We start from the raw sequence: 20487 nt of genomic DNA, 5'->3' as shown, positions 1-20487 counted from the left end.
GCGGCCGCGCCGTGTCACCCGGTCAGTATATCTCGGGCGTCAGCCATGTCGCGCTGATCAGCTGGCTGCTGATCGGTTGGGGGCTGAATCATGACCCGCTGGACTTCGAGGTAATCGAGGTCGCCATGGTCTCGGGCGAGGAGTATGACCAGCTGGTGCGGGCCACCACGCCCAACCCGCAGCCCGACGCGCCCGATGCCCCCGCCGTGCCGGTGATCGAAGAGACACCGACCCCGCCTGCGACCGAACCCGATGTCGCCCCGGCACAGGAAACCCCACCCCCGACCGAAGCCCCGGCAGAGGAAGCGCCGCCGCCCGCGCCACCCGCCCCGCCGACACCCCCGGCCGAGGTGCAGGAGAACGTGCCCGACCTTGTGCAGCCGGTCGAACCGCCCTCTGCCGCTGACCTGACTGATAGCCCGCGCCCGGTGCCCCGCCCATCGCCGCGCATCGCCGACACGCCCGCGCCGCCGCCGCCGCCCGAGGCCGAGACCGCGCCCGAGGTGCAGGTCGAGGTCGCACCGGACGCGCAGGAAACCCCCGAGGTCGCCGAGGAAGCGCAAGAGGCAACCGCCCCGCAAGAGGCTGCGCCCGAGATCGTGACCGAGGCGGAAACCCCATCCGGTGCGGTCGAAACCTCGGTCCGGCCGCGCAGCCGCCCGAACCGGCCCGCGCCGCAACCGGCGGAACCCGAAACCCGGACCGCCGAGGCCCCGGCACCGGCGAACGAAGCGCCGCAGGAGGATGCTGTTGCCGCGGCCCTTGCCGATGCGCTGGCCAGTGCCGCGCAGCCAACCTCGGCCCCCGTGGGTCCGCCGATGACCGGATCAGAGCGCGAGGCGTTCCGCGTCGCCGTCAACGGCTGCTGGAACGTCGATCCGGGTGCCGAATGGGCGCGGGTGACGGTGACGGTCGGCTTTGATCTGGGGCAGGACGGCAAGGTCGTCGGCAACACTGTGCGGCTTTTGTCGTCAACCGGTGGGACAGCGGCACAGGCCGAAACCGCCTATCAGACCGCCCGCCGCGCCATTCTGCGTTGTCAGGGCAGCGGCGGCTATGACTTGCCCGCCGACAAATACGACCACTGGAAAGAGGTGGAAATCACCTTTGACCCCACCGGCATGAGGCTGCGCTGATGCGGCTACGGCAAGCTTCCGCGCATTTTCCCCCTGCACCGACAGGTGCGTTGTTATTGAATGTCAATGCCGACACAGGCTTTGACTGGACCCGATCCCGGACCCGAGGACCGAAATGATGAAACGACTACTGGCCCTGTTTCTTGCCCTTATGCTTGCAGGCCCCCTTGCCGCGCCCGTCATGGCGCAGAACGGCCCCCTGCGGCTGACCATCACCGATGGGGTGATCGAACCCTTGCCCTTTGCCCTGCCGGTGTTTCAGGCTGAAACCGCCGGGTCCGAGCAGATGGCGGCGCAGATCAGCCAGGTGGTGGCCGACGATCTGGTCAACACGGCGCTGTTCCGGCAGATCCCGGCCTCTGCCTTTATCAGCCAGCATTCCAGTTTTGCCCAATCGGTGTCCTACGCCGACTGGCGCGCGATCAACGCGCAGGCGCTGATCACCGGGGCGGTGTCCGTCTCGGGCAATCAGGTGGTGGTGAAGTTCCGGCTTTATGATGTCTTCTCGGGGACCGAGATGGGCGACGGTCTGCAATTCGTGGGGTCTGTCGATGGCTGGCGCCGGATGGCCCATAAGGTGGCCGATACGGTCTACACCCGGATCACCGGCGAAGGGGCCTATTTCGACAGCCGCGTGGTCTTTGTCTCTGAATCCGGGCCCAAGGGCGACCGGCAGAAGCGGCTGGCGATCATGGACTATGACGGGGCCAATATCCAATATCTGACTGACAGCGCGGCCCTTGTTCTTGCGCCCCGGTTCTCGCCCACGGGCGACCGTGTGTTGTACACCAGTTTTGAAAGCGGCTTTCCCCGGATCAACGTGCTGGACGTGGCCAATGTCGGGCGGCAGCAAATCACGACCGCACCGGGCGAGATGTCTTTCTCGCCCCGGTTCAGCCGCGATGGCCGGCAGGTGATCTATAGCCTGTCCAACGGCGGCAATACCGATATCTGGCGCACCGATCTGGCAACCGGCCAGAACACCCGTCTGACCAGCGCACCGTCGATCGAAACGGCCCCCAGCTTCTCGCCCGATGGCAGCCAGATCGTCTTCGAAAGTGACCGGTCCGGCAGCCCGCAGCTTTATATCATGTCCGCCGATGGCGGCGAGGCGCGGCGCATTTCCTTTGGCGACGGGCGCTATGGCACGCCGGTCTGGTCCCCGCGCGGTGACCTGATTGCCTTCACCAAGCAGAACGCCGGACGGTTCCACATCGGTGTCGTGCGCACCGACGGGTCGGAAGAGCGTCTGCTGACGTCCTCGTTCCTTGACGAAGGCCCGACTTGGGCGCCAAACGGACGGGTCATCATGTTCTTCCGCGAAACCCAAGGGGCCAGCGGGGCGCCGTCGCTGTATTCCGTCGACATTTCGGGGCGGAACCTGCGGCAGGTCGCAACCCCGTCTTTCGCCTCTGACCCCAGCTGGGGCCCGCTGCAACGCTAACCCGCGCCGGGCTGCATTCCCAAGGGGGGCGGCCCGTGCTATCTTTCCGCCAATCGAGCACCAATAAGACCCAAAAGGACTTTAACCCATGCGCACCCTGACGAAAGCGGCCCTGCTTCTTGTGGCCCTCTCCACCGCAGCCTGTACCAATCCCAACCGCTTTGGCGGGGGCAATACCGTTGACCTGAACGCCAATGGGGCCGACGGGGCCATGGGCGGCGTCAACGATCCGGCCAGCCCGGCCTATTTCAGCCAGACCGTCGGCGATCGCGTGCTGTTCGCCGTTGACCAGTCGACCCTGACGCCAGAGGCGATGGTCACCCTGAATGGTCAGGCCCAGTGGCTGCTGACCAACTCTGACTACCTTGCCGTGATCGAAGGCCACGCCGACGAACAGGGCACCCGTGAATACAACCTTGCCCTTGGCGCCCGCCGCGCGAACGCGGTTCGCGAATACCTGATTTCGCAGGGTGTTCCGGCGTCCCGCATCCGCACCGTGTCTTACGGCAAGGAACGCCCGATCGCTGTCTGTTCGGACGAAAGCTGCTACACCCAGAACCGCCGGGCCGTGACCGTGATCTCGATCGGGTCGCTCAGCTGATCGTATCGTAAAGGGGGCCGCCATGTTCCGTTCCACCGCAGCCGCAATCGCCATCATGACCGGACTGACCCTGCCAGCCCCGGTCGCCGCGCAGGACCAGACCCTTGCCGATATCCGGCAAGAGCTTTCGGTGCTTTATGTCGAAATCCAGCGGTTGAAGGTCGAACTGTCCACGACTGGCGCCCCCACCACCCAGATCGGCGGCAATACCCCGCTGGAACGGCTCGACAGTATCGAGGCGCAGTTGCAATTACTGACCTCGAAAACCGAAGAGCTGGAATTCCGGATCAACCGGATTACCGCCGATGGGACCAACCGGATTGGCGACCTTGAATTCCGGCTGTGTGAGTTGGAAGAGGGCTGCGACATCGGCGCGCTTGGCGACACGCCCAGCCTTGGCGGGATCGACAATGCGGTGTCGGTGCCCACGGCCCAACCCGACAACGGCGGCCCGGTTCTGGCGATCAACGAACAGTCGGATTTCGAACGGGCGGAGGCCGCCCTTTCGGCGGGCGACTTTCGCGGCGCCGCTGACCAGTTTGCGGCCTTTGTCCAGACCTACCCGGGCGGACCGCTGAACGCCCGCGCCCACTATCTGCGGGGCGAGGCGCTGGAAAGCATGGGCGAGATGACCAACGCCGCCCGGGCCTATCTGGAAAGTTTCTCGACCGATCAGGCCGGGGACACCGCGCCGGACGCCCTGTTCAAGCTGGGCTTTGCGCTTGGCGCGATCGGGCAAGTGCAGGATGCCTGCATTACCCTGGCAGAGGTCGGCACCCGCTTCCCCGGAAGCGAGGCAAGCTTTGACGCGGACACCGCCCGCCGCACCTTTGGGTGCCAGTGACCGCAGCAGCCGACGCCGCCGCCGCGCTTGACGCCCAGTTGCGCCATTTCGTCGGCACCGCCATCTTTCCGGCTATGCCCGAACGGATTGCCGTCGCCGTATCGGGCGGCGGCGATTCCATGGCGCTGCTGCATCTCGCCTACGAGGTCTTTCACGGCACCGAGACGGTGCTAGAGGCGGTGACCGTCGACCATAGGTTACGGTCTGACAGCGCGGACGAGGCCCGCGCCGTTGCCGCCTACTGCGAGGGGCTGGGGATCAATCACGCGATCCTGCGCTGGGACGATTGGGACGGGCGCGGCAATGTGATGGACGCCGCCCGCCGTGCCCGCATCCACCTGATCGGCGCTTGGGCGAAGGGCAGGGGGATCGGCGGCATCCTTCTGGGCCATACCGCCGACGACATCGCGGAAACCTTCCTGATGCGGCTGGCCCGAAAATCCGGGCTGGACGGGTTGGCGGCGATGGAAGTGCAGTTCGAACGGGACGGCATACGCTGGGCGCGGCCCTTGTGGCAGCAAAGCCGCGCGGACCTGCGGGACTACCTGCGCCGGCACGAGGTGCCGTGGATCGACGATCCGACCAATGAAGACGACCGGTTCGACCGGGCCCGGGCGCGCAAGGCCTTGTCGGCCCTGTCGGACCTTGGGATCGGGGTGGAGGAGCTGTTCCATTCCGCCGATGCCCTGCGCGGCGCTCGGTCCGCGCTGGCCCATTACACCGCCGAGGCGGCCCACACCCATGTGACCATCGACGGGGGCGACCTCCTGATCCCGCGCCGGTCCCGCCCGCCGATGCATCCCGAGATCATTAACCGGCTGCTGGTCGCTGGTCTGCGTTGGGTCGGGCACGGCGACTACCCGCCCCGCTGGTCGGCGATGGTAGAGCTGTCCGCCGGGCTGTCGCTGGCGGGTAAACACACGCTGGCGGGCTGTCTCGTGACCGAACGCGACGGGGTGATCCGCATCAGCCGGGAATGGAACGCCGTGCGGGCCACAACCTGTCCGACAACCGGGGTCTGGGATGGCCGCTGGGCGGTCGACGGTCCCCATGCGCCGGGGTTGGAGGTTCGGGCGCTGGGCGAGGCTGTCAAGGATTGCCCGGATTGGCGCAGCACCGGCCTGCCCCGCGACAGCCTGCTGTCCAGCCCCGCGATCTGGTCGGGCGACACGCTCATCGCCGCCCCGCTGGCTGGTTTCAATCCCGAATGGTCGGTGCGGATTGTCGCGGATTTCATGTCATTTCTGCATTCGCATTGAACAACCCCGCGCGATCCCTATTTTAAGTCGCAAGCACGGGGCGCGACTCTCGCCCCGGAAAAGCGGATTTCAAAGGAGTTCCCCCTTGGGCAACGCGCGCAATCTCGTCTTCTGGGTCGTCTTGTTTCTGATGATCCTCGCCCTGTTCAGCGTTTTCAGCGGCGACAACAATACCGTCCAAAGCCGGATGCCTGCCTATTCGGAGTTCCTGTCCGAAGTGCGCGACGGCAGCGTGACCAACGTCACGATCGACGGAGAGCAGGTGGTGTACACGACGGCTTCCGGCAAATTCACCACGATCATGCCAGCGTCGCAGGAAACCACCGGTATCCTGATCGCCGAATTGACCGACCGTGGCGTGCCCTTCTCGGCGGAAAGCCAGGAACAAAGCACGTTCCAGACGTTCCTTCTGTCACTCTTGCCCTTCCTTCTGCTGATCGGCGTCTGGATCTACTTTATGAACCGGATGCAAGGCGGTGGACGCGGCGGCGCCATGGGCTTTGGCAAGTCCAAGGCAAAGCTGCTGACCGAACGGCACGGGCGCGTCACCTTTGATGACGTGGCCGGGATCGACGAGGCCAAGGAAGAACTGGAAGAGATCGTCGAATTCCTGCGCAACCCGCAGAAGTTTTCTCGCCTTGGCGGCAAGATCCCCAAGGGTGCGCTTCTGGTCGGCCCTCCGGGCACCGGTAAGACGTTGCTGGCCCGTGCCATCGCGGGCGAGGCCGGCGTGCCCTTCTTCACCATCTCGGGGTCTGACTTCGTGGAAATGTTCGTGGGCGTCGGTGCGTCCCGCGTCCGTGACATGTTCGAACAGGCCAAAAAGAACGCCCCCTGTATCGTCTTCATCGACGAGATCGACGCCGTGGGCCGTGCCCGTGGGGCCGGTTATGGCGGTGGCAATGACGAACGCGAACAGACGCTCAACCAGCTTCTGGTCGAAATGGACGGGTTCGAGGCGAACGAGGGCGTGATCATCATCGCCGCCACCAACCGCCGCGACGTTCTGGACCCGGCGCTGCTGCGTCCGGGCCGGTTCGACCGTCAGGTCACGGTGCCGAACCCGGATATCAAGGGTCGCGAGAAGATCCTTAACGTGCATGCCCGCAAGGTGCCGCTTGGCCCCAACGTGGACCTGCGGATCATTGCCCGCGGCACCCCCGGTTTTTCCGGCGCCGACCTTGCCAACCTGGTGAACGAGGCGGCGCTGATGGCCGCCCGCGTGGGCCGCAACTTTGTCACCATGGTGGATTTCGAAAACGCCAAGGACAAGGTGATGATGGGCGCTGAACGGCGGTCCATGGTGCTGACGCAGGATCAGAAGGAAAAGACCGCTTATCACGAGGCAGGCCATGCTGTTGTCGGCCTGACCCTGCCCAAGTGCGATCCGGTCTATAAGGCGACGATCATCCCGCGCGGTGGCGCGCTGGGCATGGTGGTGTCCCTGCCCGAGATCGACCGCCTGAACTGGCACAAATCCGAATGCGAACAGAAGCTGGCAATGACCATGGCCGGCAAAGCGGCGGAAATCCTGAAATACGGGGAAGACGACGTATCGAACGGGCCCGCCGGTGACATCCAACAGGCCAGTGCGCTGGCCCGGGCGATGGTGTTGCGCTGGGGCATGTCCGATAAGGTCGGCAACATCGACTATGCGGAAGCCCATGAAGGCTACCAGGGGAACACCGCAGGTTTCTCGGTCTCGGCCCATACCAAGGAAATGATCGAGGAAGAGGTGAAGCGGTTTATCGGCGAAGCCTACGACCGCGCTTTCCAGATCCTGACCGAGAAAAAGGACGAATGGGAACGCCTCGCACAGGGTCTTTTGGAATATGAAACCCTGACCGGTGAAGAGATTGAACGGGTGATGCGTGGGGAACCTCCGCACGCCGATGACAGCGAAGGCGGCAACACCGCCGAGGCCGAAGAGAAGCCTTCGGTCATCGCGATCCCCAAAGCAAAGTCCCGCAAGAAGTCCAAGCCCAAGGACGGTGACGGTGGGATGGAGCCGGAACCCACCGCGTGACCGACCCGGTCCAGACAGATTGGAACCCCGAAACCTACGCAAGGTTTCGGGGTTTGCGTTTGCGCTTGTCGATATTTCCCTAACGTTTCGCACCTTAGCTGAAGCGCTCGGAATCGCGCCTCTCGTATCACCGCAACGAAATGCAATGCTAATCGAAACGCTTTTGGTGTCGGTCGTCCACGCGCCCGATCCGGGTTGACAGCCTTGCGGGGCTTGCGTCTGCTTTCGCGGAACCAAACAGGAGCCCGCCCATGCCCGCCCTTGCCCCGACCGAATACTACGGCACCATCACCTGGCTGGGGGTGATGCACCACCGCGACGCGCCGGAACTAGACAGCCACCCACTGACCGAAATGGTGCTGACCTGGGCGGGGAACCCGGACGATGTGCACGCGGGCGAAACCCGACCCTCGTGCAGCCGGGTCAAGTCGCAATACCCAAAGGGAACCGAAATCCGGAACACCCGGCAATTGTCTGTCGTCAGTGCCGAGGAACTGGCGGAAATCGCCGCCACCCTCGGTCTGGACGAAATCGACCCGGCGCTTGTCGGCGCGTCGATCGTCGTCGAAGGGTTGCCCGACTTTTCACATCTACCGCCGTCGTCTCGGCTTCAGGCCGACGGCGGCGCGACCCTGACCGTGGATATGCAGAACCGCCCTTGCCAGTTCCCGGCCATGACCATCGAAAAGGCGGCCCCCGGGCACGGCAAGGCGTTCAAACCTGCGGCTGAAGGCAAGCGCGGGGTCACCGCATGGGTCGAACGGCCGGGCCTGCTGCGGGTTGGCGACCGGTTGCGGCTGCACATCCCCGACCAGCGGGTGTGGAGGCCTGCGTGATTCTACGGCGGATCGCCGGGTGACGGGCAAAACCCGCGCCACCGCCGGTCCATAGGAAATTTCTATCACTTCATTCGATGCTGACGGTTTCCTTTCGGCAACAGGCAGGGCGGGAACCGCCGATTCCCAGCGTAGAAATGTCGCAATCGCGGTGCAGCAGGCGTCGCTTTCTTTGTATGCAATGGGCGACGCAACTGTCTGCGGACACGGGGATCAGACTATCATGAGCTACAAGACCGACATCGAAATCGCCCGCGAGGCCAAGAAGCGCCCGATTCAGGAAATCGGCGCCAAGCTGGGCATCGGCTCGGACGACCTTCTGCCCTACGGCCACGACAAGGCCAAGGTCAGCCAGGACTTCATCAACAGCGTGCAGGACCGGCCCAACGGCAAGCTGATCCTTGTGACCGCGATCAACCCGACCCCGGCAGGCGAAGGCAAGACCACCACCACCGTGGGTCTTGGCGACGGTCTGAACCGGATCGGCAAGAAGGCCGCGATCTGCATCCGCGAAGCCTCGCTCGGGCCGAACTTCGGGATGAAGGGTGGGGCCGCTGGCGGTGGCTATGCGCAGGTTGTCCCGATGGAGGACATGAACCTCCACTTCACCGGCGACTTCCACGCGATCACTTCTGCTCACAACTTGCTGTCGGCGATGATCGACAACCACATCTACTGGGGCAACGAGCTCGAGATCGACATCCGCCGCGTCGCTTGGCGCCGCGTTGTCGACATGAACGACCGCGCCCTGCGTCAGATCACCGCCAGCCTTGGCGGCGTGTCCAACGGTTTCCCGCGCGAAGCCGGGTTCGACATCACCGTCGCGTCCGAAGTGATGGCGATCCTCTGCCTTGCCACCTCTCTGGAAGACCTGCAGCGCCGTCTGGGCGACATGATCGTTGCCTACCGCCGCGACAAGTCGCCGGTCTATTGCCGCGACATTAAGGCCGATGGTGCGATGACCGTCCTTCTCAAGGATGCGATGCAGCCGAACCTCGTGCAGACGCTGGAAAACAACCCGGCCTTCGTGCACGGCGGCCCCTTCGCAAACATCGCCCACGGCTGTAACTCTGTCATCGCGACCACCACGGCGCTGAAGATCGCCGACTACGTGGTGACCGAAGCCGGCTTCGGGGCCGACCTTGGTGCCGAGAAGTTCATGAACATCAAGTGCCGCAAGGCCGGGCTTGCCCCCGATGCGGTCGTCGTCGTGGCCACCGTTCGCGCGATGAAGATGAACGGCGGCGTTGCCAAGGCCGATCTGGGCGCCGAAAACGTTGATGCCGTCAAGAAGGGGTGCCCGAACCTTGGCCGCCACATCGCCAACGTCAAATCCTTTGGCGTGCCGGTGATCGTCGCGATCAACCACTTTGTCACCGACACCGACGCCGAAGTTGAAGCGGTAAAAGCCTACGTGAAGGAACAGGGGTCCGAGGCGATCCTTTGCCAGCACTGGGCCAAGGGCTCGGAAGGGACCGAGGAACTGGCCAAGCGCGTGGCCGAAGTGGCCGATGCGGGCATGGCGAACTTTGCCCCGCTCTACCCCGACGACATGCCGCTGTTCCAGAAGATCGACACCATCGCCAAGCGCATCTACCACGCCGACGAGGTGATCGCGGACAAGAAGATCCGCGACCAGCTCAAGGAGTGGGAAGCACAGGGCTATGGCAACCTGCCGATCTGCATGGCCAAGACGCAATACAGCTTCTCGACCGATCCGAACTGGCGCGGTGCCCCCACCGGCCACACCGTTCCGATCCGCGAAGTGCGCCTGTCCGCCGGTGCCGGTTTCGTCGTCGTCATCTGCGGCGAGATCATGACCATGCCGGGCCTGCCGCGCGTTCCTTCGGCCGAAAGCATCCGGCTGAATGACGAAGGCCTGATCGAAGGGCTGTTCTGACGATCGGCTTGATCTGAACAGGGGGCATGGCGCAAATGGTGCCATGCCCCTTTTCAGTTCGGGCGACCAGTTTCAGGGTGCCCCGTGGCATCCGCCAGAAGAAAGAGGAGGCAACCGAATGTCTGCCAAAATCATCGACGGTAAGGCCTTTGCGGCCGATGTCCGCGCCCGCGTCGCGGCCCATGTGGCCCGCCTGAAAGAAGAAAACGGGATTACCCCCGGTCTTGCAGTGGTTCTGGTGGGCGAAGACCCGGCCAGCCAGGTCTATGTTCGCTCCAAGGGCAAGCAGACCGTCGAAGTCGGGATGAACTCCTACGAACACAAGCTGGACGCCGATACGTCCGAGGCCGATCTGCTGGCGCTGATCGACAAGCTGAACAATGACCCGGCGGTGCATGGCATCCTTGTGCAGCTGCCGCTGCCCGGCCATCTGGATTCGGATCTTGTAATCAACTCGATCAACCCGGCCAAGGACGTGGACGGGTTCCACATTTCCAACGTGGGTCTTCTGGGCACCGGGCAGAAATCCATGGTGCCCTGCACCCCGCTGGGCTGCCTGATGATGCTGCGCGATTATCACGGGTCGCTGTCGGGAATGAACGCGGTGGTGATCGGTCGCTCGAACATTGTGGGTAAGCCGATGGCCCAGCTTCTGCTGGGGGACAGCTGCACCGTGACCATCGCCCACAGCCGCACCAAGGACATTGCTGATGTGGTGCGTGGCGCCGATATCGTCGTGGCCGCCGTGGGCCGCCCGGAAATGGTGCCGGGCGACTGGATCAAGCCGGGCGCGACCGTGATCGACGTCGGCATCAACCGCCTGCCGCCCGCCGAGGAAGGGGGCAAGTCGCGCCTTGTCGGCGACTGCCATTATGACAGCTGCGCCGAGGTGGCCGGGGCAATCACGCCGGTGCCTGGCGGGGTCGGTCCGATGACCATCGCCTGCCTTCTGGCCAACACGCTGACCGCCTGTTGCCGGGCCCATGGACTGGCAGAGCCGGAAGGGCTAACCGCCTGATTTGAAACACAACCATGCGCCAACCGGGAGAAATTCGCCCGGTTGACGCAACGTGACACATTCGTGCAACGCTATGCGTCGTTCGTGCCGAGTCAGGTTTTCAGAATCCAGATGACTTGGTATCGACCCCTCTAGCCGGCAGAGACCGGATGGAGGTATGTTTGGTTCCGTTGCTTTCGCCGATTTGGCGCTGTCTCAAGACGCGTAGAGTCTTATTTGCGTGGCTCGCGGCCTCACTCGCGGCCACTGTCACCGGCCCGTTTGACACCTATACATGGATGCCGTTCTGGACCCGTGCCGCATATTGGTTCGGATTGATCGCTGTGTCTGTGTCCCTCGGCTACGGCGTGCGCCGGATGACGGAGCGGCATCTGGGCAACAAGCTTGGGTTCGCGCAGGTCGAGGCGATCCGGATTCTGCTGTTTTCGGCGATCTACGCGCCGGTCGTCTACATGGTCACCGATGCATTGATGGGCGTCGAGGTCAGCCCCAACATGGTGTTTTGGGAGCTTTTCATCCTCATCGGGCTGATCTGCACGATCATGTCCGCAATCGGCTATTTCATCCTTGGCATCGGCATACCGGAACCGCCGTTTCGGCCACGGCTGGCCGATCGGCTGCCGGATGGGGCACAGGTAAGATCCAGCGGCTGTCGGTCGATGACCATTATGTCGAGGTCTTCATGGAAGACGGCAGCTATCACCGGTTGCTGATGCGTTTTGTCGATGCCATCGCAGAGATGGAAGGCGTGCCCGGTCATTGCACGCACCGGTCCCATTGGGTGACCGATGCGTCCGTCTCAGGGGCGTTTCGCCGATCAGGACGGGATTTCCTGATGCTCTCGGACGGTACGGAGATCCCGGTCAGCCGCAAATACAAGCCCGAGCTTGTAGAGAGCGGGTTGTTCAATCTTTCCGCTGAACCGGTGGATCATCCGGTTGCAGGCGGAGAGAAGGGCACGGCCAAGGCACGCGGCCCTGTCATGACCGCAACGGCGGGGGAATGAAACAACCCCGCAAAGGCCCGGTCGGATGACCGCAGCCCGCCGGTATAGGTGCCATAGGCTGGCAGGATCAGACGGGTCCGATCAAAAAGGAACGCAGGCCGCCAACCGCCGGTGATCCGGTGCTTGGGGTGGTAATGGCCTGACACCTCGCCCGGGGCCGCATTGGGCTGGGCAATATGCCGAAAGGTCAGCCCGGCGAGGGTCAGTTCGTTCAGATGTGTGCCGCCCAATGCCACGGGCCCCGGATCATGGTTGCCTTCGATCCAGACCCAGCGCCGCCCCGCCTGTAGCGTCGCCAGCCGATCCACGGCGTCCTGTTCCAGCGCGCCGGCAGAGGACAGATCGTCGAAACTGTCACCAAGGCAGATCACCGTTTCGGGGTCGCGGGCCGCGATGTCCGCCTCCAGCTTGTCCAGCGTGGCCTGCACCTCATAGGGGGGCAACAGCCCGCCGGTCCGACGCGCGATCCTTTCGGATTTTCCAAGGTGCAGGTCCGACGCGCACAAGACCCCGGCGTCGGGCAGCCAAAGCGCCCCGCTGGGCAGGGCGTGAAGCGGTGTTCCGGCAAGGGTGAATACGTGGGCCATGCCCCGGTGATGCCTGTCCCGCGTGGCGCAGGCAAGGGGGCAGGGCGATCCGCCCTTGACCTTGCCGCCCGCCCGGTCACTTTCAGGGGCATGACCGCCCTTCCGCCCCTCTTCCAGTCGTGGTTCGCCCGCCGGGGCTGGGCCATCCACCCGCATCAGCAGGCCATGCTGGACCGGGCAGACGCCCCCGCACTGATGCTAATCGCGCCGACGGGCGGGGGAAAGACATTGGCCGGTTTCCTGCCCACGCTTGTGGAACTGGCGGACGGGGCGCATCAGGGCCTTCACACGCTCTATGTCTCGCCGCTCAAGGCGCTGGCCGCTGATATCCGCCGCAACCTGCGCACACCGGTCGAGGATATGGGCCTGCCCATCCGGATCGAGGACCGGACCGGCGACACCAGCGCCACCCAGAAAAAGCGGCAGCGCGCCGACCCGCCCCATATCCTGCTGACCACGCCGGAAAGCCTCGCGCTGCTCACCTCCTACGAAGACGCGCCGCGCATCTTTGCCGGGCTGAAGCGGGTCATCGTCGACGAGATTCACGCCTTGGCGGAATCGAAGCGCGGGGATCAGCTGATGCTGGCGCTGTCGCGGCTGGAAACCCTGTCGCCGGGGCTGTGCCGGGTGGGTCTTTCGGCCACCGTCGAAGATCCCGCCGGGCTTGCCGCGCAACTGGCCCGTCACCCGGACCCGTGTGAGATCATTCAGGCCGACCCCGGCCCGCCGCCCGATATCGCCATGCTGGAAACTGAAGACCCGCCGCCATGGGCCGGGGGCGGTGGGGCCTATGCGATCCCCGCGATCCTTGATCTGGTGCGGCAACACAAGACAACGCTGATCTTTCACAACACCCGCGCCCAGGCCGAGATCTTCTTTCACAATCTCTGGCTAGCCAATGACGACGGCCTGCCCATCGGCATCCACCATGGCAGCCTCAGCCGCGATCAGCGCGAGGCGGTGGAGGCCGCGATGGTCGCGGGCGACCTGCGCGCCATTGTCTGCACAGGGTCGCTGGACCTTGGGATCGACTGGGGCGATGTGGACCTTGTGGTGCAGGTCGGTGCGCCAAAGAACGTCAAACGGCTGATCCAGCGGATCGGGCGGGCCAATCACCGTTACAACGCGCCGTCCAAGGCACGGCTGGTGCCCGCCAACCGGTTCGAGGTTGTGGAATGCCGGGCCGCGCTCGAGGCCGCGAGGGATGGCGATCTGGACGGCGATCCGAAGGGGCCGGGGCCGCGCGACGTGCTTTGCCAGCATATCCTGATCCGGGCTTGTGCCGGACCCTTTGACGAGGCCGACCTGCTGGCCGAGGTCCGATCGGTCGGGGCCTATGCCGGGCTGACCCGGGCAGAGTTTGACGATTGCCTCGATTTCGTGGCGACGGGGGGCTATGCGCTGCGGGCCTATGACCGTTGGCAGCGGCTGAAGCAGCGACCCGACGGCATGTGGCAATTGCGCGACCCGCGCGCGGCCCAGCGGATCCGCATGAACCTTGGCACCATTCAGGATACCGAAACGCTCAAGGTGCGGATGCGCGGCGCGGGCAAGCCGCTGGGCGAGGTCGAGGAAAGTTTCGCCGCCAGCCTGTCGCCCGGCGACACCTTCCTGATCGGCGGGCAAATCGTGCGCTATGATGCATTGCGCGAGATGGTGGTCGAGGTGAGCCGGTCCTCGGCCAAGAAACCCCGGCTGGCGGTTTTCAGTGGCACGAAATTCGCGACCACGACGCAGCTTTCGGCCCGTATCCTTGACCTTTTGGCGCAGGACAGCTGGCCCGACCTGCCGCGCCACACCGCCGAATGGTTGGCTCTGCAACGGCAGGTCAGCCGGATGCCCGAAGCCGACCGTATCCTTGTCGAAAGTTTCCCACATGACGGGCGGGCGCATACCTGTGTCTACGGGTTTGCCGGCAAGAACGCGCAGCAGACCCTTGGCCTCTTGCTGACCCAGCGGATGGAGGAATTGGGCCTTGGGCCACTGGGCTTCGTGTCCACCGATTATGCCACGCTGATTTGGGGGCTGGACCCGGTGGACGACCCCGCGCCCCTGTTCCGGGCCGAGGGGCTGCGCGACGGGCTGGACACATGGCTGGGCGGCAACGCCGTGATGAAACGGACCTTTCGCGGGGTGGCGACGATCGCGGGGCTGATCGAGCGGAACCTGCCGCAGAACCGCAAATCGGGAAAACAGGCGACGTTCTCCAGCGATATCCTCTATGACACCCTGCGCCGCTACGACCCAGACCACCTGATGATGCGGATCACGCAGGCAGAGGCGATGCGCGGGCTGGTCGATTTTGGCCGGATCGAGGAGATGCTGGCGCGGACGGCGGGCAGGGTCGATCATATCAGCACCGCGCGTGTCACCCCGCTTGCCGCGCCCCTGCTGCTTGAGGTCGGGAAAGTGCCGGTCATGGGCCGGGGTCGCGAACGTCTGGAAGAGGCAGAGGCGGCAGCACTGATGGCGCAGGCGGGGCTGGCGCCCTAGCGGCATTGCGCCACTGGACAGGGGCGACCCAGCCCTTAAGAAGGGCACATGACCAAGACCCCGGATATCCAAGACCTTGCCGACCGGCTGCGCGCCGGGGACCGTCGTGCCCTTGCCCGCGCAATCACCCTTGTCGAAAGCGGCCGCACCGACCACCGCGATCAGGCCATGGCCCTGCTAGAGGCCGTGGGCCAGGACCGGCAGGCGCTGCGCATCGGGCTGTCCGGCACGCCGGGCGTTGGCAAATCGACCTTTATCGAAGCCTTCGGCCTGCATCTGACGGGGCAGGGGCTACGGGTCGCGGTTCTGGCCGTGGACCCGTCCAGCGCCCGCACCGGCGGGTCGATCCTTGGCGACAAGACCCGGATGGAACGCCTGTCGCGCGATCCGAACGCATTTATCCGCCCCTCACCGTCGCAAAGCCAGTTGGGCGGTGTGGCGCGCCGCACCCGCGAGGCCGTGGCCCTGTGCGAGGCGGCAGGGTTCGACGTGGTGCTGATCGAAACCGTGGGCGTGGGCCAGTCGGAAACCATGGTGGCCGAAATGTGCGACCTGTTCCTGCTGCTGCTAGCCCCGGCGGGCGGCGACGAATTGCAGGGGGTCAAGCGCGGGATCATGGAAATCGCTGACATGATCCTTGTGAACAAGGCCGATGGCGATCTGAAACCGCAAGCGATGCGGACCTGCGCCGATTATGCCGGCGCCCTGCGTCTTCTGCGCAAACGCCCGCAAGACCCGGACGGGTTCCCCAAGGCGCTGACCGTTTCTGCCGTCGAAGGTGCGGGTCTGTCCGACGCCTGGGTCGAGATGCAGGCGCTGACCGATTGGCGCCGCGATCAGGGGCATTTCGCCCGCCGTCGCACGGAACAGGCCCGCCACTGGTTCGAGGAAGAGGTGCGCCTGCAACTTCTGGCCCGGATCGCCGGGGACGGGGCGCTGGCCGCCCGGATGCGCGACGCCGAAGCCGCCGTTGAAAGAGGCGAAATGAGCCCCGCCCGCGCCGCCGCCGCCGTTCTGGCAGGGGGCAGCTAGGGTCCGGGATCGGAAACACCCTGCCCAAGACTGACAGCGTGTCGAGCACGCGCACAGGAGACTTGAGAGAAACGGTCCGATCGCGGCTTTGAGCCTGGGCTGCCAAATGCTGCAAGATGCACCGATGTCAGCTTTTGTGAAGTTTGACATTGAGCTTGTCAAAATGACATGTATAATGTCAATATGAAAGCAGAACACCTTCACCGACTGATTTGGATGTCACGCCCCTTGATGCAGGCGGCAGAAGCCTGCGTTGAGGCCGGTCTCATCGGAACCAACCTGACCGTCCGGATGCGGGCCGTTCTAGAGATACTGGACAAGTACGGAGACCAGACTGTCCCGGAGCTTGCGGCAAGGCTCGAAATCAAACGGCAATACGTCCAGATCATGTGCAACGAAACGCTGGCTTCAGGTTTCATCGAGCAACGCTCAAATCCTCGCCACAAGCGCTCAGCTATCCTGACTTTGACCGATCGCGGCCGGGCTGTCATCGAAGAGATCATCGCAAAGGAAATGAAACTCGTGGAGGAGCTAGGTGAAAATCTAAGCAATGAAGACGTTGCTACAGCGCTTGCGGTCGTATCCGCAGTGACGGACAGCTTGAAAAAACGAGCGGGAGAGAGTGAATGACGTTCGGAATTGGTCTGGGTGCTGCTGTCCTTCTCATCATACTTTGGCTCGGCAACGGTATTAGGCGCATCGGTTCGGTCAGTGTCGGAACACCGATACCGGAGCGAACGGGATCAGCGCTTCTGCTGATTGATCTACAGTCCGTATTCTGGGAACGCGGTTCATACTCTGACGCTGCAAAAGAAGCCGCTGCAAGCACCATTCTTGAGGAAGCAAATTCTGCAAGGGTCCAAGGCCATCCCGTTATCGCCGTTCGCCAGGAATGGTCGATCCCTTCCACGAAGGTTCTGGCGACCCTCACGATGAAAGGTCAGGCGATAGAGGGCAGTGAAGGGACCGAAATCGCAGAGCCGTTCTCGTCGTTGCCCGAACATGTCATCGTAAAACGTGTGCAGGATGCCTTTGAAACTGGTGAACTGGATGCACTTTTGGAGCGCCTTAGCATCGGCAAACTGCGCCTCGTTGGTTTGGACTTTAACTATTGTGTACAGAAGACGGCGCTGGCTGCGAGAAGCCGAGGTTATGACGTTACCGTTGTGAAGGACGGAACTCTCTCAGCCGCATCGACGAATGTTGCGAAAACGCGGATGTCGTCGGCGGGTGTGGTCTTTTCTTGAGCGGACATGGATCCTTTTGGCGCGAAAGACGTTTCGTCCCGCAGAGCGACCTCTCGGACCCGATGTGCAATTGAAGCCGTGTCATGGGATCGGTGAGTTCCCACGGCCAGTTCCCGAACATCAGGCCATACGCCTTTCCCGCTTGACGGACTGGTGGAATCTGCCTATTGCCCCGCCCTTGTGACGGGGTCTGCATGTGCTGGCCCCTGACGGGCATTGCCCACCACCCAAAGCCGGCCCCGGGGGCCGGGACAACAACAAAGGATTAGACCCATGTCGCGCAAGTGCGAACTCACCGGTAAAGGCCCGATGACTGGCAACAATGTCAGCCACGCCAACAACAAGACCCGCCGCCGCTTTCTGCCGAACCTGCAGGACGTCACCCTGCAATCCGATGCTCTGGGCCGGTCGTTCCGGTTCCGCGTGTCCTCGGCCGCGCTGCGCACCGTTGACCACCGGGGTGGTCTGGACGCCTTCCTTGCCAAAGCCAAGGATGACCAGCTGTCGACCCAGGCCCTGAAGGTCAAGAAGATGATCGCGGCCGCCGCCGCCAACTGATCCGATCATCGACAGATCGAATTGCACCGCCCGGCCCCCGCGCCGGGCGTTCGCATTTCCGCCGCCGCGACCTTCTGGCGCTTTTCCCGGCCCCGCGCAGGTGCTAGCGGTTGGCCCATGAAACTGATGCGCCCCTTCGTGGCTGTCCTGATGGCCCTTGCCCTGCTGGTGACGACCCAGCAGATGGCGGCGGCGCGTGGGCAGGCCCCCGTAGTGGGCGAGGCGGTTCTGTGCATCGGCGGACAGGCGGTGACCGTGGCGCTGGATGCCAATGGCCAACCCGTCGAAGGGGGCGGTCCAGCGCACTTTTGCCCGGACTGTATCCTTCACTTCACCGATACCCAGCATCCACCCGTCGCGGTTGCGGTATCCCAGATTCTGCGGCCCGTCGTCTTTGGCTCGGACCACGCCTCTCTTGCGGGCCCAGTTGCCGCGCCTTGCCCCTCGGCCCGTGGGCCGCCTGTCCTTGTCTGATCCCAAACCAACACCTTCAGACAAACAGACAGGAGACAGCGATGTCTTTCAAATCCACCATTCTTGGCGCGGTGAGCGCCGTCTTTCTTGCCGTGCCCGCCTTTGCCGCCGACCTCATGGTCGAGGATGCCTATGCGATTTCATCCGGCGGGCCCAATGGCGCGGCCTTCATGGTCATCCACAATATGGGCGAGGAAGATCTGCGGATCGTCGATGTCCGGTCTGATCTGGCCGCGCGGACCGAACTGCACACCCACATCGACGAGGGCGATGGCATCATGCGCATGGTTCACGTCGAAGAGGGCTTTGACCTGCCTTCAGGCGGCGAACTGGTGCTCGAACGCGGCGGCAAGCACGTGATGTTCATGGGGATCGGCGATCCCTTTGAAGAAGGGCAAGAGATCGAGATTATCCTCGTCCTCGACAACGGCGAAGAGATCACGGTCAGCCCGATAGTGGACAACACCCGGATGCCCATGGGGCATGGCACCATGAACCACGGCAACTGATCCCGGACCCGTCCGCGCCCCTTCAAACCTGTCGCGGGCGGGCCGACTTCATGTTACCCTTTCCCTATTTGGGAAAGGGTTTTTCATGCGCACCCCTTGGCATATCTGGGCCGTCGGCATCCTGTCGCTTCTGTGGAACGCGGGCGGGGCATTCGACTATCTGATGACGCAACTGCAAAACGAGGCCTATCTTGGCCAGTTGAACGAGGCACAACGTGCCTTCCTTGACGCGCGCCCGGTTTGGTTCGATGCCTGCTGGGCCCTTGGGGTCTGGGGGTCGATCCTGGGATCGGTCCTGATCCTGCTGCGATCGCGGTTTGCGGCTACGGCCTTTGGGGTCTCCATCCTTGGCTTGCTTGGGTCGTCAATCTGGTCCTTCTTCATCGCCGACCCATCGGCGGTCGAGGTCAACGGAACCTTCGGCCTTGTCTTCTCGGCTGCAATTGTCGCCATCCTTCTGGCGCTATACACCTATTCCCGGACGATGTCGGGGAAAGGGCATTTGCGCTGATGCGTGTCTTGTTCGTCTGTCTGGGAAACATCTGCCGGTCTCCTGCGGCCGAGGGGGTGGTTCGCGCCCGCGCGCCCGACTGGGACACCGACAGCGCCGGCACGGGCAACTGGCACGTGGGCGAAGCGCCCTATCCGCCGATGCAAAAGGCGGCAATGCAGCGGGGTGTGGATATTTCGGACCTGCGCGCGCGGCAGTTTCGGCCCGGTGATTTCGACCGGTTTGACCTGATCGTCGTGATGGACAACGATAACCTTGAAGCCGTTGAACGACAGCGTCCGATGGGCCGGACGACCCCAGTGAAGCTGTTCACGGATTTCGGGCCGGGCGGGGTAGGGGATATCGTGCCCGACCCCTATTACACCCGCGATTTCGAAGGTTGCCTGAACCTTATCGAGACCTGCGCCGACGGGCTGCTTCTCAGCTACGGCACATCGCCTCGGCGGTGCTGACAAAGTTGCGGTAACGGGCCCAGAATGCCTCTGCCGCCGGGCCATCGGCGGTGCGTGTGTCCTGCGCCTTGTCCGGGTCGCCAAAGAATTCCGCCGCACGGGACTGATCGCGGCTGGATAGGGTCTGGTTCGCCGCCGCCTGCACGCAGGAACACAGCTGCCGGTTCGCCGCCGAGCGGCCCCCAGCCATACAGGCCTGACTGATTTCCCCTGTCGCACTAGGCGTGCCACGGCTGCCGCCGCCGCCACAGGACGCCAGAACTGCAAGTGCCACAATGGCCAATGAATACCGCATGTTGAAAACTCTCGCCGCTCGATTGTGTGCCGGGCCAAGCCCATTGTCGTTGAGGCGATTATGCCACAAGGGGCCGACCATGCAAATGCGCCGCAACGGGGCGCAGCAACATTTGGCCAAGACAATGCGCAGGGCGCTCAAAGGGGCGAAACTTCGACGATTTTCAGGAAAAGTGGCAGCCCGTAGGGGAATCGAACCCCTCTTTCCAGGTTGAAAACCTGGCGTCCTAACCGATAGACGAACGGGCCACTCTGTGGTG

At 63.8% G+C, this 20487-nt stretch carries 22 protein-coding genes and 1 tRNA gene; 20 read left to right on the top strand and 3 right to left on the bottom strand.

The genetic code is table 11. The annotated features are described in order from the left end of the window. Positions 1–11 precede the first annotated feature (11 nt). The 11 genes from U3648_RS05440 (at position 12) to U3648_RS05390 (ending at position 12070) form a co-directional block, all read left to right on the top strand. Positions 12–1136 (top strand): energy transducer TonB, encoded by a 1125-nt coding sequence (locus U3648_RS05440; protein ID WP_420858231.1) that lies wholly within the window; start codon positions 12–14, stop codon positions 1134–1136. Positions 1137–1251: 115 nt separating this feature from the next. After that, the gene (tolB, locus tag U3648_RS05435; RefSeq protein ID WP_420858230.1) at positions 1252–2580 is read left to right on the top strand and encodes a Tol-Pal system beta propeller repeat protein TolB; all 1329 of its coding nucleotides are present in this window, start codon (positions 1252–1254) and stop codon (positions 2578–2580) included. Between the two features lie 88 nt (positions 2581–2668). Further along, positions 2669–3181: a peptidoglycan-associated lipoprotein Pal gene (pal, locus tag U3648_RS05430; RefSeq protein ID WP_420858229.1), complete on the top strand. Its 513-nt coding sequence runs from the start codon at positions 2669–2671 to the stop codon at positions 3179–3181. A 22-nt stretch (positions 3182–3203) separates the two neighbouring features. Continuing rightward, entirely contained in the window at positions 3204–4025 is an 822-nt protein-coding gene (ybgF, locus tag U3648_RS05425; RefSeq protein ID WP_420858228.1) for a tol-pal system protein YbgF, read from the top strand. Beyond that, entirely contained in the window at positions 4022–5284 is a 1263-nt protein-coding gene (tilS, locus tag U3648_RS05420) for a tRNA lysidine(34) synthetase TilS (protein ID WP_420858227.1), read from the top strand. The genes ybgF and tilS overlap by 4 nt, the downstream gene beginning before the upstream one ends. Before the next feature lie 85 nt (positions 5285–5369). Continuing rightward, on the top strand, positions 5370–7310 hold the full coding sequence (ftsH, locus tag U3648_RS05415; RefSeq protein WP_420858226.1) for an ATP-dependent zinc metalloprotease FtsH: 1941 nt from the start codon (positions 5370–5372) through the stop codon (positions 7308–7310). A gap of 251 nt (positions 7311–7561) precedes the next feature. After that, complete coding sequence (locus U3648_RS05410) at positions 7562–8146, top strand: MOSC domain-containing protein (RefSeq protein ID WP_420858225.1); 585 nt, start codon at positions 7562–7564, stop codon at positions 8144–8146. A 223-nt stretch (positions 8147–8369) separates the two neighbouring features. Further along, entirely contained in the window at positions 8370–10046 is a 1677-nt protein-coding gene (locus U3648_RS05405) for a formate--tetrahydrofolate ligase (RefSeq protein WP_420858224.1), read from the top strand. A gap of 118 nt (positions 10047–10164) precedes the next feature. After that, a complete protein-coding gene (folD, locus tag U3648_RS05400) occupies positions 10165–11064 on the top strand; it encodes a bifunctional methylenetetrahydrofolate dehydrogenase/methenyltetrahydrofolate cyclohydrolase FolD (protein WP_420858223.1) in 900 nt (299 codons plus the stop codon). Between the two features lie 323 nt (positions 11065–11387). Beyond that, positions 11388–11777, top strand: coding sequence for a hypothetical protein (locus U3648_RS05395; protein WP_420858222.1), 390 nt, complete (start codon positions 11388–11390; stop codon positions 11775–11777). Then, positions 11747–12070, top strand: a complete 324-nt coding sequence (locus tag U3648_RS05390) for a LytTR family DNA-binding domain-containing protein (protein ID WP_420858221.1) — start codon at positions 11747–11749, stop codon at positions 12068–12070. Before U3648_RS05395 ends, U3648_RS05390 begins: the two co-directional genes overlap by 31 nt. Here U3648_RS05390 and pdeM read toward each other — a convergent pair. Continuing rightward, positions 11995–12657 (bottom strand): ligase-associated DNA damage response endonuclease PdeM, encoded by a 663-nt coding sequence (pdeM, locus tag U3648_RS05385; protein WP_420858220.1) that lies wholly within the window; start codon positions 12655–12657, stop codon positions 11995–11997. The genes U3648_RS05390 and pdeM overlap by 76 nt on opposite strands. A 90-nt stretch (positions 12658–12747) precedes the next feature. Here pdeM and U3648_RS05380 point away from each other — a divergent pair, with 90 nt between their 5' ends. From U3648_RS05380 to U3648_RS05340, 9 genes are all read left to right on the top strand, one after another. Next, complete coding sequence (locus U3648_RS05380; RefSeq protein ID WP_420858219.1) at positions 12748–15150, top strand: ligase-associated DNA damage response DEXH box helicase; 2403 nt, start codon at positions 12748–12750, stop codon at positions 15148–15150. A gap of 48 nt (positions 15151–15198) precedes the next feature. After that, positions 15199–16182 (top strand): methylmalonyl Co-A mutase-associated GTPase MeaB, encoded by a 984-nt coding sequence (gene meaB / locus U3648_RS05375; protein WP_420858218.1) that lies wholly within the window; start codon positions 15199–15201, stop codon positions 16180–16182. Positions 16183–16350: 168 nt separating this feature from the next. Further along, positions 16351–16812: a MarR family winged helix-turn-helix transcriptional regulator gene (locus tag U3648_RS05370; RefSeq protein ID WP_420858217.1), complete on the top strand. Its 462-nt coding sequence runs from the start codon at positions 16351–16353 to the stop codon at positions 16810–16812. Further along, entirely contained in the window at positions 16809–17429 is a 621-nt protein-coding gene (locus tag U3648_RS05365; RefSeq protein ID WP_420858216.1) for a cysteine hydrolase family protein, read from the top strand. Before U3648_RS05370 ends, U3648_RS05365 begins: the two co-directional genes overlap by 4 nt. A gap of 273 nt (positions 17430–17702) precedes the next feature. After that, a complete protein-coding gene (gene rpmB, locus U3648_RS05360; RefSeq protein WP_129683330.1) occupies positions 17703–17987 on the top strand; it encodes a 50S ribosomal protein L28 in 285 nt (94 codons plus the stop codon). A 117-nt stretch (positions 17988–18104) separates the two neighbouring features. Beyond that, positions 18105–18461, top strand: coding sequence for a hypothetical protein (locus U3648_RS05355; protein WP_420858215.1), 357 nt, complete (start codon positions 18105–18107; stop codon positions 18459–18461). A 41-nt stretch (positions 18462–18502) separates the two neighbouring features. Then, positions 18503–18970: a copper chaperone PCu(A)C gene (locus tag U3648_RS05350; protein ID WP_420858214.1), complete on the top strand. Its 468-nt coding sequence runs from the start codon at positions 18503–18505 to the stop codon at positions 18968–18970. 85 nt (positions 18971–19055) lie between these two features. After that, entirely contained in the window at positions 19056–19481 is a 426-nt protein-coding gene (locus U3648_RS05345; protein ID WP_420858213.1) for a hypothetical protein, read from the top strand. Beyond that, a complete protein-coding gene (locus U3648_RS05340; protein ID WP_420858212.1) occupies positions 19481–19933 on the top strand; it encodes a low molecular weight protein-tyrosine-phosphatase in 453 nt (150 codons plus the stop codon). Before U3648_RS05345 ends, U3648_RS05340 begins: the two co-directional genes overlap by 1 nt. Here U3648_RS05340 and U3648_RS05335 read toward each other — a convergent pair. Both U3648_RS05335 and U3648_RS05330 read right to left on the bottom strand, forming a co-directional pair. Beyond that, positions 19902–20228, bottom strand: a complete 327-nt coding sequence (locus tag U3648_RS05335) for an arginine transporter (protein WP_420858211.1) — start codon at positions 20226–20228, stop codon at positions 19902–19904. The genes U3648_RS05340 and U3648_RS05335 overlap by 32 nt on opposite strands. Positions 20229–20401: 173 nt before the next feature. Next, positions 20402–20476: transfer RNA gene (locus U3648_RS05330), tRNA-Glu, on the bottom strand. Positions 20477–20487: the final 11 nt, after the last annotated feature.

Origin of the sequence: Marivivens marinus (assembly GCF_035969385.1) — a bacterium.
Lineage (GTDB): Bacteria > Pseudomonadota > Alphaproteobacteria > Rhodobacterales > Rhodobacteraceae > SELP01.
Note: the sequence above shows the minus strand (reverse complement) of the source record. Positions and strands in the feature narration are given on the sequence as shown.

What these genes read in the sequence shown, in the direction of transcription:
- U3648_RS05365 (WP_420858216.1), top strand. Translation starts at nt 16,809, where the DNA reads ATGACGTTCGGAATTGGTCTGGGTGCTGCTGTCCTTCTCATCATACTT.
- U3648_RS05350 (WP_420858214.1), top strand. Translation starts at nt 18,503, where the DNA reads ATGTCTTTCAAATCCACCATTCTTGGCGCGGTGAGCGCCGTCTTTCTT.
- tolB (WP_420858230.1), top strand. Translation starts at nt 1,252, where the DNA reads ATGATGAAACGACTACTGGCCCTGTTTCTTGCCCTTATGCTTGCAGGC.
- pal (WP_420858229.1), top strand. Translation starts at nt 2,669, where the DNA reads ATGCGCACCCTGACGAAAGCGGCCCTGCTTCTTGTGGCCCTCTCCACC.
- U3648_RS05410 (WP_420858225.1), top strand. Translation starts at nt 7,562, where the DNA reads ATGCCCGCCCTTGCCCCGACCGAATACTACGGCACCATCACCTGGCTG.
- folD (WP_420858223.1), top strand. Translation starts at nt 10,165, where the DNA reads ATGTCTGCCAAAATCATCGACGGTAAGGCCTTTGCGGCCGATGTCCGC.
- U3648_RS05355 (WP_420858215.1), top strand. Translation starts at nt 18,105, where the DNA reads ATGAAACTGATGCGCCCCTTCGTGGCTGTCCTGATGGCCCTTGCCCTG.
- U3648_RS05370 (WP_420858217.1), top strand. Translation starts at nt 16,351, where the DNA reads ATGTATAATGTCAATATGAAAGCAGAACACCTTCACCGACTGATTTGG.
- meaB (WP_420858218.1), top strand. Translation starts at nt 15,199, where the DNA reads ATGACCAAGACCCCGGATATCCAAGACCTTGCCGACCGGCTGCGCGCC.
- U3648_RS05340 (WP_420858212.1), top strand. Translation starts at nt 19,481, where the DNA reads ATGCGTGTCTTGTTCGTCTGTCTGGGAAACATCTGCCGGTCTCCTGCG.
- U3648_RS05335 (WP_420858211.1), bottom strand. Translation starts at nt 20,228, where the DNA reads ATGCGGTATTCATTGGCCATTGTGGCACTTGCAGTTCTGGCGTCCTGT.
- pdeM (WP_420858220.1), bottom strand. Translation starts at nt 12,657, where the DNA reads ATGGCCCACGTATTCACCCTTGCCGGAACACCGCTTCACGCCCTGCCC.
- U3648_RS05380 (WP_420858219.1), top strand. Translation starts at nt 12,748, where the DNA reads ATGACCGCCCTTCCGCCCCTCTTCCAGTCGTGGTTCGCCCGCCGGGGC.
- U3648_RS05405 (WP_420858224.1), top strand. Translation starts at nt 8,370, where the DNA reads ATGAGCTACAAGACCGACATCGAAATCGCCCGCGAGGCCAAGAAGCGC.
- U3648_RS05390 (WP_420858221.1), top strand. Translation starts at nt 11,747, where the DNA reads ATGGAAGACGGCAGCTATCACCGGTTGCTGATGCGTTTTGTCGATGCC.
- U3648_RS05345 (WP_420858213.1), top strand. Translation starts at nt 19,056, where the DNA reads ATGCGCACCCCTTGGCATATCTGGGCCGTCGGCATCCTGTCGCTTCTG.
- ybgF (WP_420858228.1), top strand. Translation starts at nt 3,204, where the DNA reads ATGTTCCGTTCCACCGCAGCCGCAATCGCCATCATGACCGGACTGACC.
- rpmB (WP_129683330.1), top strand. Translation starts at nt 17,703, where the DNA reads ATGTCGCGCAAGTGCGAACTCACCGGTAAAGGCCCGATGACTGGCAAC.